Raw genomic sequence first — 15,899 nt, 5'->3', positions numbered from 1 at the left:
GCCGATCCGGCTTTCGCTGGAAATGCTCTAGCTCCCGCTTCCCGCGCCCTTCAACACATCCACCAGCGCCAGCGCGTCCGGGCTCGACCAATGCGCCGGGCCGTTGATCGCGGCCTGCGCGCAGCCTTCGGCATCGACCAGCAGCGTCACCGGCAGGCCCACTGCCACGCTCGCCTTCTTCAACTCGTTGAAGACGCCCATCGTCTCGTCGCGGAAGAAGGGCAGGGCGGTGAGCTTGGTTTCTTCGTAGAAGCCCTTGGGCTTGGCGACGTCGCCCATGTCGATATTGATCGGCACCACGGCGAAGCTTTCGTCGCCCGCCGTCTTCTCCAGCTCGTCCAGCGCCGGCATCTCGGCCCGGCAGGGCGCGCACCAGGTCGCCCAGAGATTGACGAGCAGCGACTGGCCCTTCATCGCGCCAAGACTCGTGGCTTGGCCGTTCGCGTCCTTGAAGGCGAGATGGGAAACGTCGATAGGCTGGTCGAGCAGCGCCACCGCCGCGACCTCGCCATGCGCCGCCTTGTCCAGCGATTGGCGCAAACCGTCCTTGAGCGGGCAGGTGCCCGCCACGCTTGCGTTGCCAGAGCGCGTTTCCATCACGTATACGCCGAGCGCACCGGCAAGAACGCCGGCCAGAAGAGCAAGGCCGACGATCCCTTTCGTTCCACGCTTCGGCGTCTGGGGCGGCTGGGATGGGAGGTCCGACATCGGCAGAAGGGCCTTTTCGTGAGCGGCAAGACAAGCAACGAAATGTGGGGCGGACGCTTCGCTTCGGGCCCCAGCGCGATCATGGAAGCGATCAACGCCTCCATTTCCTTCGACAAGCGGCTTTACCGCGAAGACATCGCCGGGTCGATTGCCCATTCGGCCATGCTCGCCGCCCAAGGCATCATTTCTCAAGAAGACGCGGCGGAAATCAGGCGCGGCCTCGAACATATCCGCGACGAGATCGACGAGGGCCGCTTTGAGTTCTCCGTCGCGCACGAGGACATTCACATGAATGTCGAGGCGCGTCTCTCCGCGCTGATCGGCCCCGCCGCCGGGCGCCTGCACACCGCGCGCTCGCGCAACGATCAGGTCGCCGTCGATTTCCGGCTGTTCGTGAAGAACGCGGCCGGCGATCTCGACCGCGCGCTGCGCCTCCTGATCGAGGCGCTGGTGGACCGGGCCGAGGAACATGCCGCAACCGTGATGCCGGGCTTCACCCATCTTCAGGCTGCGCAGCCCGTGACCTTCGGCCATCATTGCCTCGCCTATGTCGAGATGGCCGCGCGCGACCGGGGCCGAGTGCGGGACGCGATCCGGCGCATGGACGAATCGCCGCTGGGCGCCGCAGCGCTCGCCGGCACCGGTTTCCCGATCGACCGTCATCGGACGGCCGAGGCGCTGGGCTTCCGCGAGCCGACGCGCAATTCGCTGGATTCGGTCTCCGACCGCGATTTCGCGCTGGAGTTCCTGGCCGCCGCCTCGATCGCGGCGACGCACCTGTCGCGTCTGGCCGAAGAGATCGTGATCTGGTCGACGCCGCAGTTCGACTTCGTGCGCCTGTCCGACGCCTTCTCGACCGGCTCCTCCATCATGCCGCAGAAGAAGAACCCGGACGCGGCCGAGCTGGTGCGCGCCAAGACGGGCCGCATCAACGGCTCGCTCGTGGCGCTGCTCACCATCATGAAGGGCCTGCCGCTCTCCTATTCCAAGGACATGCAGGAAGATAAGGAACAGGTCTTCGACGCGATCGACAATCTGGCCCTCGCGCTCGCCGCCGTCACCGGCATGGTCAGCGATCTCCAGGTGAACGCCGAGAAGATGCGCGCCGCCGCCGGGGCCGGCTTCTCGACCGCGACCGATCTCGCCGACTGGCTGGTGCGCGAGCTCGGCTTGCCCTTCCGCGAGGCCCATCACGTGACGGGCCGCGCCGTCGCCATGGCCGAGGAACGGCGTGTGGCGCTCGAAGCTTTGCCGCTGGAGGATCTGCGGCAGCTCGACGGGCGCATCACCGATGCGATCTATTCGGTTCTCTCGGTGGACGCCTCCGTCGCCAGCCGCACGAGCTTCGGCGGCACCGCGCCGGACAACGTGCGCGCGCAGGTGCGCCATTGGCGCGAGCGCCTCTCCGCCGAGGGGTGATTTCCCGGCGGGGACAGTCTATGCATCAAGGGCGGCCGGCGCGTTCCGGCCTCCATCTCCGGCAGAACGGACGGACGGCATGAACAGACGCTGCATCACTCTGGCGCTCGGGCTCACATTGGCCGGGACTTTGGCCGGCTGCGGCGTGAAATCCGTGCCTGTCGCCAAGCGCGCGGACGGTCAGGTCTCGCGCGCCGTGGTGGCTGCGCCCGATGGCACCGCCCGCCTGCCCAAGGCGACGCCACTTGCCTCCACGCTCTCGGTCGTGCCGACCGAAGTGACCCGCAATCCCGGCGCGGACAAGAAACCCTTCTTTCTCGACGGCCTCCTGAACTAGCCCCTTTTCGTTTCTTCGCGCCCGGCCATTTCCATGAACCATTTCGAATATCGTGACGGCATCCTCCATGGCGAGGCTGTCGATGTCAGGCAGATCGCGGCCGAGGTCGGCACGCCCTTCTACTGCTATTCCACCGCCACGCTGGAGCGTCATTATCGCGTGTTTGCGGAAGCCTTCGCCGATATCGACGCGACCGTCTGCTACGCGATGAAGGCCAATTCGAACCAGGCCGTGTTGAAGACGCTGGCCCGGCTCGGCGCGGGTGCGGATGTCGTCTCGGGCGGCGAGTTGAAGCGCGCGCTCCTGGCGGGCATTCCCCCTGAGAAGATCATGTTTTCGGGCGTCGGCAAGACGGCCGAGGAAATCGACGCCGGGCTGAACGCCGGCATCTTCTGCTTCAACATCGAATCCGAACCCGAGCTTCGCGCCATTTCCGAGCGGGCCGTGGCGCTCGGACGCACCGCCCATGTCTCCTTCCGCATCAACCCGGATGTGGACGCGCGCACCCACGCCAAAATCTCGACGGGCAAAAAGTCCGACAAGTTCGGCATCGCCTTCGAGCGGGCGGAAGCGGTCTATGATCTCGCCGCCTCGCTGCCGGGCATCGCCGTTTCGGGCATCGACATGCATATCGGCTCTCAGATCACGGAGCTGGAGCCCTTCGATCTCGCCTTCGCCAAGCTCGCCGAACTCGTCGGCCGCCTGCGCGCCAAGGGCCATTCCATCACCCATATCGATCTCGGCGGCGGCCTCGGCGTGCCCTATCGCGCGTCCAACGAGCCCCCTCCCGGCCCGCCGGCCTATGCCGAGACGGTGAAGAAGCATGTGCGCGCGCTGGGGGCCAAGGTCATCTTCGAGCCGGGGCGGTTGATCGCGGCCAATGCCGGGATTCTCGTTTCCGAGGTCGTCTACGTGAAGGAAGAGGCGGGCCGAACCTTCGTCATCGTGGACGCCGCGATGAACGATCTGATCCGCCCGACGCTCTATGAGGCCTGGCACGAGATCCGCCCGGTCGTGCAGCCGGACGGCCAGTCCGACTATGTGACGGTCGATGTCGTCGGCCCGGTCTGCGAGAGCGGCGACTTCATGGCCAAGGAGCGCTCGCTGCCCGCCTTGAAGCCAGGCGATCTCGTCGCCATCGCCTCGGCCGGCGCTTACGGCGCGGTCCAGTCCGGCACCTACAACACCCGCGCGCTCGTGCCCGAAGTGCTGGTGAAGGACGACCGCTATGCCGTGATCCGGCCGCGCATGAGCGTGGACGAGATCATCGCGCTCGACCGCGTGCCGGACTGGCTCTGACGGATCGCGGTGGGCCGGGCGGCGCTTGCGCGTACTGCCCCGCCGCCCTGTGCCGAAGGCGCTTGCATTGGTTGCGGCGCGTGGCCGCGCCGGGCCGCTTGCCCGTTCACGCCTTCGGACGGCCTCGTCTTCGCCATAGAAACTGTTAGGTTATCTCGGACGAGCGGCTGATGGGCCGGGCGATCCGCATTCCGTTCCGGCGTTGCCCGAAGCCTATGGGTTTCGCGTGGGAGACGGGACCGGGGCCCGCCCGCCAGTTCTTGCCTTCTTCGGTCATCGGCCCTGTGCCGGCGGCCCCCTTTGCCTGAAAGCGGCGCGATGGTTGAGCCTGTTTCTCCTTCCCCGACCGCCGCCCGTGGCCCGTTCCGGGCGCGCGCCAGCGCCGTCGCCTCGCTGCTTCTGGAGCGCGCATGGCCGGTACTGATGGGGCTCGCCGCGCTGGTCGCGGGCTATCTGACGCTCTCCTGGTTCGGCCTGTTTGCCGCCGCACCCTTCTGGCTGCGGATCGCGCTGCTCGTCGCCTTTGTCGCAGGACTGGGCGCCATCCTCTGGCGCGCGCGCACGCTGCGCTGGCCGAGCCGGGCCGAGGTGATCCGGCGCATCGAGGCCGAGAGCCAGCTTCTCCACCAGCCCTTGCAGGTGCAGGCCGACCGGGCAGCCGGCGACGATCCGTTCGCTCTGGCCCTTTGGCGCGAGCACCAGCGCCGCATGGCCGCGCGCCTGTCGCAGCTTCGCGGCGGCCACCCGCGCACGCGGACCTATCTCCTCGACCCGCTGGGCCTGCGCGCGCTGCTGGCCGCGCTTCTCGTCACGGCCTTCGCCTATTCCTTCGGCCCTGGCGGCGGGCGGGTGAGCGACGCTTTGGAAGGCGGCGAGGTGCCGCTTCTGGCCGCGGCCCGTGTCGATGCCTGGGCAACGCCGCCCGGCTATACCGGGCGCGCCCCGATCTTTCTCTCGGGCGACAGCGCGGGCAGCGCGGTCGATGTGCCGGAAGGCACGATCCTGTCGCTGCGCCTGTCGGACGGGGAGGGCACGAAGGTCGTCTTCACGCCGGAGGGCGGCGAGGCCGTGGCGCTGGCCCCGGTCACGCCCGAGGCGGCGGCCGGCCAAACCGAGGCGGCCACGACTTCGGGCGCCGCGCAATACGAGCTGCCGCTGGATGCCAATGGTTCGGTGCGCGTGGAGACGACCTTGCGCACGCTGCGGGACTGGCGCTTCGCAGTGTTGCCGGACAACCCGCCGACGGTGCGCTTCGACGGCGAGCCCAAGCGCGGGCGCGGCAACAATCTCGACATCGCCTTCACCGTGTCCGACGATTACGGCGCGAGCGGCGGCAAGGCGCTTCTGCAGCTGCGCGAGCCCGTCGCTCCCGGCGCGCGGCCGTTGGTGCCCGTGCCCGACATCACGCTCGCCATGCCCCGTCGCACCAAGGGTGAGGCCAAGGGGCGCACGGCGATCGATCTCTCCGAAAGCCCCTATGCCGGGGCCAAGATGGCGATGACGCTTCAGGTGCGCGACGATGCGGGGCAGATCGGCGAGTCGCAGCCGGTGGAGGTGACGATCCCCGAGCGACGCTTCAACGATCCGTTGGCCCGCGCGGTGATCGAGCAGCGCCGCATTCTGGCGCTCGATGCCAACGCCGCAAGGCGCGTGGTCGATATGCTCGACGCGGTGACGCTGCGCGGCGACGAATTCATTCCCAAGGCGACGGATTATCTGGCACTGCGCGCCGCGCGCGAGCGTCTGGCTCAGGCCAGGGACGATCAGGCGCTCCTGTCGGTCGTGGATTTCCTCTGGTCCATCGCGCTGGGAATCGAGGAAGGCGGTCTGTCCGTTGCCGAGCGCCAGCTGCGCGACGCGCAGGAGAATCTCGCCGAGGCGCTGCGCAACAATGCGAGCGAGGAGGAGATCGCCAAGCTCACGCAGGAACTGCGTCAGGCCATGCAGCAATATCTCCAGGCCATGGCGGAGGCGATGCGCAACATGCCGCCGCAGAGCCAGAGCCAGATGGGCGAAATGCAGGAAATCCGCCCGCAGGATCTCGACCGGATGCTGGACCGGATCGAGAATCTGGCGCGCTCCGGTTCGCGCGATGCCGCGCAGCAGCTTCTCTCGGAGCTGAATCAGATGATGCAGAGCTTGCAGGCCATGCGCCCCGGCCAGCAGGGCCAGCAGGCGCAGAACCCGATGCAGCAGCAGATGAACCAGCTCGGCGAGATGCTCCAGCGCCAGCAGCGCCTGATGGACCAGACCTTCGAAATGGGCCGTCAGGAGATGCGCCGCCAGATGGAGGCCGAGCGCGGCATGGGCGAGAACCAGCCGGGCCAGGAAGGACAACAGGGGCAGCAGGGGCAGCGCCCCAGTGGTGACGGCGGCCAAGCGCCGACGCAGGAGCAGCTTCAAGCCATGCGCGAGCGCCTTCAGCGCGAACAGGGCCAGTTGCAGAAGGACCTTCAGGCGCTTCAGGACGCGATGAAGGGCCAGGGGATGCAGCCGAGCGAGGATTTCGGCAAGGCCGGGCAATCCATGGGCAAGGCCGAAGGCGCGATCGGGCAAGGCAATGGCGAGGAAGCGGTCGGCCAGCAAGGCGATGCCATGGCCGCGCTGCGGCGCGGCGCGCAGGACGCCATGCGCCAGATGCAGCAGGCCATGGGACAGGGCCAAGGTCAGGGTCAGCAGCCGGGCCAAGGTCAGCAGCCGGGGCAGGGGCAGTTGGGCCAGGGCACGGGGCCGGGCCGCCAGCGCTCGGGGCTCGACCCGCTCGGACGCGAGCGCCAGACGCAGGGGCCGGATTTCGGCAGCGATGTCGGCGTGCCCGACGAGATCGACATCCAGCGCGCCCGCCAGATACTTGACCAGATTCGCGACCGTCTGGGCCGCCAGCTCTCGCCGCAGGAAGAGAAGGATTATCTGGAACGGCTCCTGCGCACGCCTTGAGGGGCGTTGCGCTGGCGGGTGCCGCTCTGCCGAGACATACACCGAGCCGAATGAGTCGGCCCATGCGTTTCCTGCGTCTTCGAGCTGGAGCCAAATCTCGCGAGGTCGCTTGGCCGGAGCGTCTCGCCGCTCGCCTCGTCGCGAATGCTGGTTTCTGCCGCCGGCATCGGCCGCGCTTCGCCCCTCGTTATCGAACGAAAATCCGTCGACCATCCTCCGCGCGGCGTTTTCGCCCCAGCTCGCGGCGCTTCATGGGGGGCTGACGACCTCTCGCCACGGGTACGATGCAGGTCTATGAGACGCTGCGTCAGGCAAGGAGGCCCGTCATGGCGGAATGGAACCCCTCACTCTACAGCCGTTTCGAGGACGAGCGCACGCGGCCCGCGCGCGACCTACTGGCCCGCTGCCGGCTGGATGCGCCCGAGGGCGGGCGGGGCCTTCGCATCGCCGATCTGGGCTGCGGCCCCGGCAACTCGACCGAACTCCTGTTCCAACGCTTTCCCGACGCCGAGATCACCGGCTTCGATACGTCGGAGGCCATGCTGGACACGGCGCGCCGGCGCTTGCCGACCTGTCGCTTCGAGCGGGCCGATATCGGCGCCTTCGAGCCGGCCGCGCCCTTCGATCTTCTCTATGCCAATGCCTCGCTGCAATGGGTGCTGGGGCATGACAGGCTGATCCCCAGACTCTTTGCCCATGTCGCGCCGGGCGGGCTTCTCGCCGCGCAAATCCCGGACAATCTCGCCGAGCCCGCGCAGATCGCCATGCGCGACATCGCGGCCGAGCCGGACTTCGCCGGGTTTCTTTCGGGCATGTCGGAGGCGCGGGAGGATGTCGCCGCGCGCGGCAGCTATTACGACTGGCTGGTTCCGCAGGCGAGCGAGGTCGATGTCTGGACCACGATCTACGAGCATCCGATGGAGAGCGCGGCCGCGATCACCAACTGGTTCCGCTCGACGGGGCTGAAGCCCTTTATCGATCCGCTCGATGAAGACGCGCGAGCACGGTTTCTCCAGCGCTATACCGAAGAGATGGAGCGGCGCTACGAGGCGAGAGCCGACGGACAGCGGCTTCTGGCCTTTCCCCGCCTGTTCTTCGTGGCGCGGCGTCGGTGATCACGCATGAAAAAAGGGCCTCGCGGCCCTTTCGCATTTCCCTGACCCTGACCCTGACGCCGCTCAGCCGTAGCGGCGCATCAGAAACATGTCTTCGTCGGCGCTGGGATCGCGCAGGGCGACGGCCACGCGCATCCGGATTTCGGCCAGCGTGAAGGGCTTGTCCACGACGCCGAGAATGATCTGGCAGAGATCCTCGGCCGCTTCGCGCTGCTCGGCATAGCCGGTCATCAGCAGGATCGGCAGGTCGGGGAAGGCCGAGCGCGCGGCATAGGCCAGCTCGATGCCGGTCATGCCCGGCATGCGGATGTCCGACAGGATGAGATCGAAACGCCCGTTTTCCTCGGCGAGGATATCGATGGCCATTTCGCCATCCTCGGCCATGACGATCTCATGTCCTTCCATGCGCAGAGCACGGGCCACGAGGAGTCGGACGCCTGCTTCGTCTTCCGCGATGAGGATTCGTGCCATGATCCGTCAAACTCCCACACATCGGCCGGGGCCGCCCGGCTTTGGGCAAGACCGGCCCCTAGATCGGATTATCCGGCATCATCCTTGTGCGAAGCCTTACGAAGCGTGGTTAGAGAAGGGTAAAAACTTCAATCGGCGTGAGATCGACATCCGGCGAGATGATACGGATGGCGGAAGATCATGCGACAGTAGAAAGCTTATGTATCTGAAAGATGTGCATCCGAAATACCTGATATTGTCTGGCGCTTTCAGCATATCCTAACGGAAATCAGCGAGAGCATGAGGCTCGAACCGCGTCTCGACCAAGCTTAGGTGCCTCCGTGAGTCCAGCTCTCGTCTTGGACGTCCCCACTCTCTTCAAGCTCATGTTCCTGGTGGACATGGTGGTATGCCTCCTGCTGACGGCCTATCGCGCCGACGCTCACTATGCGGAGGCCATTCGTGGCTTTGTTCTGGGTCGCCTTCTGCACGGTTCCGCCTGCCTGCTCCTGGGGCTGGTTGGTCTTCTACCTCCAGCCCTGTCCTTAATCCTGCCGACGAGTATGGTGTTCCTGGGTTATAGCTTGGAAGGCGCCACGATCGCGCGCTTGCGGGGGCTCGGCCGGCTCCAAAGCGTGATACCCGTCTGTATCGCCCTTATCGGCATCGGCTTCGTCCATCTCGGGACTTGGAGCCAGCCCTATCTGATCGGGATCGCCAGCGGGTTCGTCAGCCTGATGTGCCTCTACACGAGCCTTGCGATTGTTCTACCTGCGCATCGCACGCGGCTGGTCTGGATGATGTTCGGGGTTTTCCTGCTGAACTGCGTGGCGTCGGCCGTCCGATCCTATTCCGGCTTTTTCGACGGCGTGTCTCTGAACGATCCGTCCGTTCCTCAAACGAGCGGACTTGTGGCCGCCTATATCTATTGCGTGGGCGGAGGGGTGGGCTTCCTGCTTTTCCTGAAGGAAGAGGCGGACCGCGCCTTGCTGCGCCAAGCGCAAAGCGATCCGTTGACTGGGCTTCTCAATCGCCGCGCGTTTTTCGAGGCGCTGGGTGAGGGCCTGGCGGCCTGCGAGCTGGGGCGGTCTCCGCTCTCGCTTCTGTGCTTCGATCTCGATTATTTCAAGTCGGTCAACGACACCTACGGCCATCAGGCCGGCGACGAGGTCTTGTGCAAGGTCAGCGCCGTGGTCGCGGCCACTCTGACGGCGCACGGCTTCTCGACCCGGCCCGGACGCATTGGCGGGGAGGAGTTCGCGGCCTTCATGCCCTGTGATGCCGCCGGCGCGACTCAGATCGCCGAAGCGGTTCGGCTGGCTGTGATGGGCACCCGGTTTTTCGGCGTGCCGGGCCTCACCTGCACCGCCAGCATCGGCGTCGCGGAAGCGCTGCCGGTTGGAGACACGCTTCAGTCGCTCGTGCGCCGCTGCGACCTCGCCCTCTATGAAGCCAAGGCGCGGGGGCGCAATCAGGTCGTCCTATTGAACTCTCAGCTCACGACGCGGCCGACGAAGGGCAACTCGCGGAACGTGTGGGCGACGTCCATCCCGTAGCCGACGACGAAATGATCGGGGCAGTCGAAGCCGACATAATCGGCTTCCAGCTCGATCACGCGGCGCATACGCTTGTCGAGAAGCACGGCGATTTCCGCCCCCGTCGCCCCGCGCGAGAGCATGAGGTCGCGCGCGAATTTCAGCGTGCGGCCCGATTCCAGAATATCGTCCACGATCAGCACCTTGCGGCCGGCAATCTGCCCGTCGAGATCGCGCACGATGCGCACGTCCCCGCCGACCGTCCCCGTGCCGTAGGAGGAGAGCTGGATGAACTCCATCTCTGGCGCCACATGATGGCGGTGCAGCGCGCGGATGAGATCGGCCGCGAAGATGAACGAGCCCTTGAGCACGGCTACGACGAGCAGGTTCTCGGGCTTGTGAGCCGCGATCTCGGCGGCCATGCGCTCGATTTCGCGGGCGATGTCCTCTTCGGAGAAGAGCGTTTCGATCGTCTTGCCACGCACGCGGATCATGGATGTACCCTTCCTGCCAGCACGGACTGTTTCACCGGCGGCTTTGCCTGCGGCGACATAGGCGCGGGTGCGGCAAAGAGGAAGAGGAAGGCGAAAAGACAGATCATCAGCCGTGTCTCGACGCTCATGTCCTTCGCGACGCTGCGGCGCGAGCCGAGATCGCGCGAGCGGGGCGGGGGCGCGGCGTTGCTGTTGGCCGTTTCGAAATCGTCCCAGCGATAGGGCTCGGCTGGAGCCGGCTCCGGTTCGGCCGGCGGGGCGGCCGGGGAAATGCGTCTGGCCTGGAGATCGATGACGATGCTTCGGCTTTCGCGCCAAGGCGTCTGGTCGTAGGCGCGCGCGGCGGAGGAGGCGTGACGAGAGCGCAAGGGCCGCTCCTGAAGCTGGTACGATAAAGGCCGGCGAAGGCGCCGATTGGTCAGCGATCGGTAAGCTCGCATGGTTAATAAGACATAAAGACCTTGCGCCGAGGCTGACCTCGCCGGCCCGAATGGCGCCGGAAAGTTGCGCCAAACCGACAGGGCGTGAGACAAGGCCGCGACCCTGCCGGGGCGGGTCGGGAATGCGAAAGGGCGGAACGGCTTGATCCGGTTCGAGAATGTGGGCCTGCGTTACGACATGGGGCCGGAGGTGCTGCGCGATCTCACCTTCGAGATCCGCGCGCGCTCGTTCCAGTTTCTGACCGGGCCTTCGGGCGCGGGCAAAACCAGCCTTCTGCGGATGCTTTTTCTGGCTCTGAGGCCGACGCGCGGCACGATCACCGTGCTCGGCCGCGATGCCGCGACATTGAAGCGCACCGACCTTCCGGCCATCCGCCGGCGCATCGGCGTCGTGTTTCAGGACTTCCGCCTGCTTGACCATATGACGACCTACGAGAATGTCGCGCTGCCGCTGCGCGTGCGCGGCAAGGACGAGGCGAGCTACCGGCAGGACGTGATAGACCTGATCCGCTGGGTCGGCCTCGGCGACCGGCTCGACGCGCCCCCGCTCGTTCTCTCGGGCGGCGAGAAGCAGCGCGCGGCGATCGCGCGCGCCCTGATCGACCAGCCCGATATTCTTCTGGCCGACGAGCCGACCGGCAATGTCGATCCGCCTTTGGCGCGCCGTCTTTTGCGGCTCTTCATGGAACTCAACCGCACCGGCACCGCAGTCGTCATCGCCACGCACGATCTGGCGCTGATGGAGCAGGTGGAAGCCCGGCGGCTGGTGCTGGGGGACGGGCGGCTCGACATCTATGATTGATCGCGTTCTCTCCCGCTTGCCGGCCCTCGCGCGCTCGGCCGGCGCACGCGCCGCGCCCATCGTGCCGCCCGGCAATGTCGCGGGCCGCGCGCTTCTGACCGTCATCGCCATCATGACCTTTCTGGCAAGCCTCACGGTCGGGGCGGTGACGCTGGTGTCCGACACGGCCGCGCAATGGCAATCTCAGATCGCGCGCGAGGTCACGGTGCAGATCCGACCCGACGAGGGGCTGGACATGGGCGCCGCGCTCAGCCGCGTGCAGATGGTGGCGCTCTCGACCCATGGCATCCTGTCGGCCGAGGCGATGGACGACGCGGCCACCAGCCGGCTTCTGGAGCCTTGGCTCGGCGAAGGGCTGAAGCTCGACGATCTGCCCGTGCCCCGTCTCGTCATCATCGCCATCAACGAGGACGACCCGCCCGATTTCGCGGCGCTCGGCAAGGCGATCCGCGACGCCGTGCCCCAGGCCAGCCTCGACGATCACCGCGCCTGGGTGTCACGCCTCGTGTCCATGGCCCATGCCACCGTCTGGACCGGCATCGCCATTCTGGCGCTGGTGCTGGTGGCGACGGTGCTGACCGTCGTCTTCGCCACGCGCGGCGCCATGACGGGCAACCGGCACATCATCGAGGTGCTGCATTTCGTCGGCGCGCGGGGTTCCTTCATCGCAGCCGAGTTCCAGCGTCATTTCCTGAAGCTCGGCCTCATCGGCGCTTTGGCCGGCGGCGCGGTCGCGCTCTGCGCCTTCTACCTCTTCGGGCGCTGGACGGCGGCCAATCAGGCAACGCCCGAGGCCGACCAGATCAGCGCCCTGTTCGGCTCCTTTTCCATCGGCTGGACCGGCTATGGCGGCGTTCTCCTGCTGATCGTGCTGATCGGGGTGTTGACGGCGGTCACATCTCGCGTGACCGTGATCCGGCAATTGGCCGCCATCGACATGCTCTCGCCGGTGGAAGCGTGAACGAACAATCGAGAGCCGGCGTTATATGGGCATGACGGGCACGGAGGGTTTGAGGCGCGAGATCGGGAGCACGGAAAGCCGGCGTCGAACGCGGCATACCGGGCGGCGTCTCTTCGTGGCCGTGTTCCTTCTGGGCTTTGCCGCCGCCTCCTATCTCGCGGGCGGTTTCGTGCGCTTCGCGCGGGACGTGGCGCTTCTGACGACACCCCCCGAGGCCGCGCAGGCGGACGGGATCGTGGTGCTGACGGGCGGCGAGCAGCGGCTGCAACAGGGCATCGAGCTTCTGCGCAGCGGGGAGGGGCAGCGGCTTCTCGTCAGCGGCGTCAATCGCGGCACCAGCGCCAAGGCTCTGGCGCGCACCACGGGCACCGACAGCGCCTTGTTCGAATGCTGCGTCGATCTCGACTACGAGGCGCTGAACACGATCGGCAATGCCGAAATGGCGACCCGCTGGGCCCATCGGCACGGTTTCCGCCGCCTGCTGCTCGTGACCAGCGACTACCATATTCCGCGTTCGCTCCTGGAAATGGCCGATGTCCCGGACGCTCCCGAAGTGGTTCCCTATCCCGTCTCGCCCGACAAGCTCTGGCGAGCCGATGGCTGGCCGACGCGGCTGGGTCTCCGGCTTCTCGCGACCGAATATGCCAAGGTTCTGGCGGTGAAGGCGCGCGTCGCCTGGCACCATGTGGTGACGGCCGATGGCGAGCGGCGCGTGGCCGGGCATGTCGGCTCTCAGGCGTCCTTCAAATAATCCTCAAAGCCTCGTATGACAGCGGCGCGCGAGCCCTCGCGCGCAGCCCGGCCGGCCTTTTGCGATCCCGTTCATGACGCTTATTCGATCCATCCTGTTTCAGATCCTGTTCTACGCCAATCTGGCGGGGCAGATTCTCCTGTATCTGCCGATCTTCTTCATCGTGCCCGAGCGGGTCTGCTGGCGGCTGGTGAAGTTCTGGGCGCGCTCCAGTCTCTGGCTTCTGCGCCTCACGGCCGGCACGCGCTCGGTGATCACGGGTCAGGAGCATGTTCCGGCCGGCCCGGTGATCGTCGCGTCCAAGCACCAGTCCTTCTGGGAGGTGATCGCGCTCGTCCCTCAGTTCGAGAAGCCGACCTTCATTCTCAAGAAGGAACTGATGAAGATCCCCGTCTTCGGCTGGTATGCCAAGCGCATGGGCATGATCCCCGTGGATCGCAAGCGGCGCGGCGCGGTGCTGCCGAGCCTTCTGGCCGAGGCGCGCAAAGCCATCGCGGACGGGCGGCAGATCATCATCTTTCCCGAAGGCACACGCGCCGCGCCGGGCACCGCGCCGAACTATCGCCCCGGCATCCACTTCCTCTACGATGCGCTGGGCCTCAGCATCGTGCCGGTCGGCCTCAATTCCGGCCTGTTCTGGCCAAGGCAGGCGGTGCGCCGTCAGCCCGGCACGATCCGCGCCGAGTTTCTGGAGCCGATCGGCCCGGGGCTGAAGCGAGACGCGTTGCTGAAGACCCTCGGAGGGCGCATCGAAGCCTCGTCCGACGCGCTGATGCGCCGGGCCATCGCCGAACAGCCGGCCTTGCCAGTGAGCCCGCTTCTGGCCGCGCATCTGGCGCAGACGGTCTGAGCTGGTCCGTCAAAGCCGCGCGACCACCTCGCCCAGCCAGCGGTCGGTGAGGCCGAGCCGGCGGATTTCCTCATGGGCCGAGCGGACATAATCGACATTGGGGCCGGACTGGCCGTGCCCGCCCGCCACCAGCCGCGCCGCCGTCTCCACGTCCAGCCGCCCGGCATATTGCGTGTGGCCGCGATCCACGATGTAGGCGAGCGCGCGCACGGGCCGGCCGTCTTCGAGGCGGATCGGCAGGGTGGTTTCCTTGTAGACGCTGGTCGGCAGTTCGCGCTCGCGCAGATAGGCGATCGTTTCTTCCCGCCTGTCTTCCGCTACGCGGAACCCCATGCCGATGCATGAGCCGCCCCGGTCGAGGCCGAAGACGAGGCCGGGCCGCTCCGGCGTGCCGCGATGGACATGGGAATAGATGCAGAGCGAGCGATGAAAGCCGCCGAGCCGGGCTTTCACCCTTTCCTCGAAGGCAAAGCCCGGCCGCCACATCAGCGAGCCATAGCCAAACACCCACAAATCGCCCATAGCGCTTGCCATTCCCTTCGCGGGCACGCCACAAGCCTGCCCGGTTTGACTGATGCAGCCTCATCCCCGAACCGAATCGGGTTGTGAAACGGAGCGCCGGCCGGCCGCGAATCCGGCCAGGGCGCTTGCGGCGAGAAAAAGGACGAGACGATGGCAAGGTCAAGCATCCCGGCGCAGGCTCCACGACGCTCGGCCGCCGGCCGCGTGTTCGGCTGGCTTCTGGCGCTCGTCATCCTTCTCGCCGCCATCGGCGCGGGCGGCTGGTACTGGCTGGCGGGCGAACTCGATCGGCGCATCGTCTCGGCGCTCGATGCGGCGGCCGGGCGCGGCGCGGTCGTCCTATGCGAAAACCGGCAGGTCTTCGGCTTTCCGTTCCGGCTCGGCCTTTCCTGCGACAAGGTCTCGGTGGACGCCCCGCAGAACGGCGTGCGCCTCGCCACGGGCGCGCTGCGCACGGCCGCCCAAGTCTACGACCCCAGCCATATCGTCGCCGAACTCGACGGCCCCGCGCTGGTGGACACGCCCGACCTTCCCCCGCTCCATCTGAACTGGACGCTGGCCCAGGCCTCCAGCACGCTCTGGACGGAAGGGTTGGAGCGCTTTTCGCTGGTGATGGAAGCGCCGGTTCTCTCGACCCGCAACGGGCAGGAAGCCGGCGCGCCGATCGCCAGCTCGCAGCATCTCGAAGCCCATGCGCGGCAGAACGGCGCGGCGCTGGACCTCGCCTTCACGGACAAGGCGATCGCCGCCACGATCCCCGGCATCCCGCCGCTGCCGCCCTTCGATCTCTCCGCCGATCTCTCGGTGGACGGCGCGGCCGGCTGGCTGCGGTCGGGCGTTCCGGCCGCCAATGTCTCGGAAGCCTTGCGCGGGCAGGCCGGTACGATCCGGCTTCTCGAACTTGCGCTGCCGGGCGGCGGCGGGGCGCAATTGTCCGGCCCGTTCAGCGTGTCGCCGACGGGCGAACTCTCGGGCGATTTCCGCCTCGCGCTGGAAAACCCGCAGGCCATCGCCGGCTTGGTCGGCGTCCTCGTGCCCGGCACGGGCGGCCTCGCCACGACGATCGCCGGCGCGGTCGGCTTTGCCGGCCGGCAGGAGGACGGAAAGACCGTGGTGGACGTTCAGGTGCGAAATGGCGAAGCGCGCCTCGGCTTCATCCCGCTCGGCCGCCTGCCGCGGATCTGAGGCAGACGGTCGCCGGTTCGATGGTTCGTTCTATACGCTTTCGTATAGCTGAAACCTTCGCTCGACTCGGGCTGTTGGACGGACATCCCATCCT

Annotated in this window: 16 protein-coding genes; 11 read left to right on the top strand and 5 right to left on the bottom strand. The window is 67.0% G+C overall.

The annotated features are described in order from the left end of the window. Positions 1 to 27 precede the first annotated feature (27 nt). Positions 28 to 708, bottom strand: a complete 681-nt coding sequence (gene tlpA, locus AUL28_RS10275; protein ID WP_062232130.1) for a thiol:disulfide interchange protein TlpA — start codon at positions 706 to 708, stop codon at positions 28 to 30. A gap of 42 nt (positions 709 to 750) precedes the next feature. Between tlpA and argH the strand changes: the two genes are divergently transcribed. The 5 genes from argH to tam all read left to right on the top strand — a co-directional run bounded on the left by argH (position 751) and on the right by tam (position 7,815). Next, positions 751 to 2,127 (top strand): argininosuccinate lyase, encoded by a 1,377-nt coding sequence (gene argH / locus AUL28_RS10270; RefSeq protein ID WP_062232128.1) that lies wholly within the window; start codon positions 751 to 753, stop codon positions 2,125 to 2,127. 79 nt (positions 2,128 to 2,206) lie between these two features. Then, a complete protein-coding gene (locus AUL28_RS10265) occupies positions 2,207 to 2,464 on the top strand; it encodes a hypothetical protein (RefSeq protein WP_062218238.1) in 258 nt (85 codons plus the stop codon). Positions 2,465 to 2,497: 33 nt separating this feature from the next. Beyond that, the gene (gene lysA / locus AUL28_RS10260; protein WP_062232126.1) at positions 2,498 to 3,763 is read left to right on the top strand and encodes a diaminopimelate decarboxylase; all 1,266 of its coding nucleotides are present in this window, start codon (positions 2,498 to 2,500) and stop codon (positions 3,761 to 3,763) included. Between the two features lie 318 nt (positions 3,764 to 4,081). Further along, positions 4,082 to 6,700 carry a TIGR02302 family protein gene (locus tag AUL28_RS10255; RefSeq protein ID WP_062232124.1) on the top strand — a complete coding sequence of 873 codons (2,619 nt, stop codon included), beginning with the start codon at positions 4,082 to 4,084 and terminating at the stop codon, positions 6,698 to 6,700. A gap of 326 nt (positions 6,701 to 7,026) precedes the next feature. Continuing rightward, complete coding sequence (tam, locus tag AUL28_RS10250; protein WP_062232123.1) at positions 7,027 to 7,815, top strand: trans-aconitate 2-methyltransferase; 789 nt, start codon at positions 7,027 to 7,029, stop codon at positions 7,813 to 7,815. A 63-nt stretch (positions 7,816 to 7,878) separates the two neighbouring features. Here the strand turns inward: tam and AUL28_RS10245 are convergent, their stop codons facing one another. Then, entirely contained in the window at positions 7,879 to 8,286 is a 408-nt protein-coding gene (locus tag AUL28_RS10245) for a response regulator (protein WP_058598608.1), read from the bottom strand. A 320-nt stretch (positions 8,287 to 8,606) separates the two neighbouring features. Here AUL28_RS10245 and AUL28_RS10240 point away from each other — a divergent pair, with 320 nt between their 5' ends. Beyond that, on the top strand, positions 8,607 to 9,821 hold the full coding sequence (locus tag AUL28_RS10240; protein ID WP_156419954.1) for a GGDEF domain-containing protein: 1,215 nt from the start codon (positions 8,607 to 8,609) through the stop codon (positions 9,819 to 9,821). On the opposite strand, the gene hpt is transcribed toward AUL28_RS10240, so the two are convergent. Then, positions 9,758 to 10,294 (bottom strand): hypoxanthine phosphoribosyltransferase, encoded by a 537-nt coding sequence (gene hpt, locus AUL28_RS10235; protein ID WP_058598610.1) that lies wholly within the window; start codon positions 10,292 to 10,294, stop codon positions 9,758 to 9,760. The two genes, AUL28_RS10240 and hpt, sit on opposite strands and share 64 nt — an antisense overlap. Next, positions 10,291 to 10,662, bottom strand: a complete 372-nt coding sequence (locus AUL28_RS10230) for a hypothetical protein (protein WP_062218220.1) — start codon at positions 10,660 to 10,662, stop codon at positions 10,291 to 10,293. The genes hpt and AUL28_RS10230 overlap by 4 nt, the downstream gene beginning before the upstream one ends. Before the next feature lie 214 nt (positions 10,663 to 10,876). On the opposite strand from AUL28_RS10230, the gene ftsE reads away from it, so the two are divergent. The 4 genes from ftsE (at position 10,877) to AUL28_RS10210 (ending at position 14,098) form a co-directional block, all read left to right on the top strand. Next, complete coding sequence (gene ftsE, locus AUL28_RS10225) at positions 10,877 to 11,536, top strand: cell division ATP-binding protein FtsE (protein ID WP_058598612.1); 660 nt, start codon at positions 10,877 to 10,879, stop codon at positions 11,534 to 11,536. After that, positions 11,529 to 12,497, top strand: a complete 969-nt coding sequence (locus AUL28_RS10220) for a cell division protein FtsX (protein WP_058598613.1) — start codon at positions 11,529 to 11,531, stop codon at positions 12,495 to 12,497. Before ftsE ends, AUL28_RS10220 begins: the two co-directional genes overlap by 8 nt. Before the next feature lie 31 nt (positions 12,498 to 12,528). Continuing rightward, positions 12,529 to 13,248, top strand: a complete 720-nt coding sequence (locus AUL28_RS10215; protein WP_244493482.1) for a YdcF family protein — start codon at positions 12,529 to 12,531, stop codon at positions 13,246 to 13,248. Between the two features lie 73 nt (positions 13,249 to 13,321). Beyond that, positions 13,322 to 14,098, top strand: a complete 777-nt coding sequence (locus AUL28_RS10210; RefSeq protein ID WP_062232120.1) for a lysophospholipid acyltransferase family protein — start codon at positions 13,322 to 13,324, stop codon at positions 14,096 to 14,098. A gap of 9 nt (positions 14,099 to 14,107) precedes the next feature. On the opposite strand, the gene AUL28_RS10205 is transcribed toward AUL28_RS10210, so the two are convergent. Next, positions 14,108 to 14,620, bottom strand: a complete 513-nt coding sequence (locus AUL28_RS10205) for a gamma-glutamylcyclotransferase (protein WP_062232118.1) — start codon at positions 14,618 to 14,620, stop codon at positions 14,108 to 14,110. Between the two features lie 150 nt (positions 14,621 to 14,770). On the opposite strand from AUL28_RS10205, the gene AUL28_RS10200 reads away from it, so the two are divergent. After that, complete coding sequence (locus AUL28_RS10200) at positions 14,771 to 15,805, top strand: DUF2125 domain-containing protein (protein WP_062232116.1); 1,035 nt, start codon at positions 14,771 to 14,773, stop codon at positions 15,803 to 15,805. Positions 15,806 to 15,899: the final 94 nt, after the last annotated feature.

Origin of the sequence: Aureimonas sp. N4 (assembly GCF_001463925.1) — a bacterium.
In the GTDB taxonomy this organism is placed as follows: Bacteria; Pseudomonadota; Alphaproteobacteria; order Rhizobiales; family Rhizobiaceae; genus Aureimonas; species Aureimonas ureilytica_A.
The sequence above is the reverse complement of the archived record's forward strand: the minus strand, read 5'-3'. Positions and strand labels throughout refer to the sequence as shown.

What these genes read in the sequence shown, in the direction of transcription:
- AUL28_RS10210 (WP_062232120.1), top strand. Translation starts at nt 13,322, where the DNA reads ATGACGCTTATTCGATCCATCCTGTTTCAGATCCTGTTCTACGCCAAT.
- argH (WP_062232128.1), top strand. Translation starts at nt 751, where the DNA reads ATGTGGGGCGGACGCTTCGCTTCGGGCCCCAGCGCGATCATGGAAGCG.
- tam (WP_062232123.1), top strand. Translation starts at nt 7,027, where the DNA reads ATGGCGGAATGGAACCCCTCACTCTACAGCCGTTTCGAGGACGAGCGC.
- hpt (WP_058598610.1), bottom strand. Translation starts at nt 10,294, where the DNA reads ATGATCCGCGTGCGTGGCAAGACGATCGAAACGCTCTTCTCCGAAGAG.
- AUL28_RS10215 (WP_244493482.1), top strand. Translation starts at nt 12,529, where the DNA reads ATGACGGGCACGGAGGGTTTGAGGCGCGAGATCGGGAGCACGGAAAGC.
- AUL28_RS10265 (WP_062218238.1), top strand. Translation starts at nt 2,207, where the DNA reads ATGAACAGACGCTGCATCACTCTGGCGCTCGGGCTCACATTGGCCGGG.
- lysA (WP_062232126.1), top strand. Translation starts at nt 2,498, where the DNA reads ATGAACCATTTCGAATATCGTGACGGCATCCTCCATGGCGAGGCTGTC.
- tlpA (WP_062232130.1), bottom strand. Translation starts at nt 708, where the DNA reads ATGTCGGACCTCCCATCCCAGCCGCCCCAGACGCCGAAGCGTGGAACG.
- AUL28_RS10200 (WP_062232116.1), top strand. Translation starts at nt 14,771, where the DNA reads ATGGCAAGGTCAAGCATCCCGGCGCAGGCTCCACGACGCTCGGCCGCC.
- AUL28_RS10255 (WP_062232124.1), top strand. Translation starts at nt 4,082, where the DNA reads ATGGTTGAGCCTGTTTCTCCTTCCCCGACCGCCGCCCGTGGCCCGTTC.
- AUL28_RS10205 (WP_062232118.1), bottom strand. Translation starts at nt 14,620, where the DNA reads ATGGGCGATTTGTGGGTGTTTGGCTATGGCTCGCTGATGTGGCGGCCG.
- AUL28_RS10245 (WP_058598608.1), bottom strand. Translation starts at nt 8,286, where the DNA reads ATGGCACGAATCCTCATCGCGGAAGACGAAGCAGGCGTCCGACTCCTC.
- AUL28_RS10220 (WP_058598613.1), top strand. Translation starts at nt 11,529, where the DNA reads ATGATTGATCGCGTTCTCTCCCGCTTGCCGGCCCTCGCGCGCTCGGCC.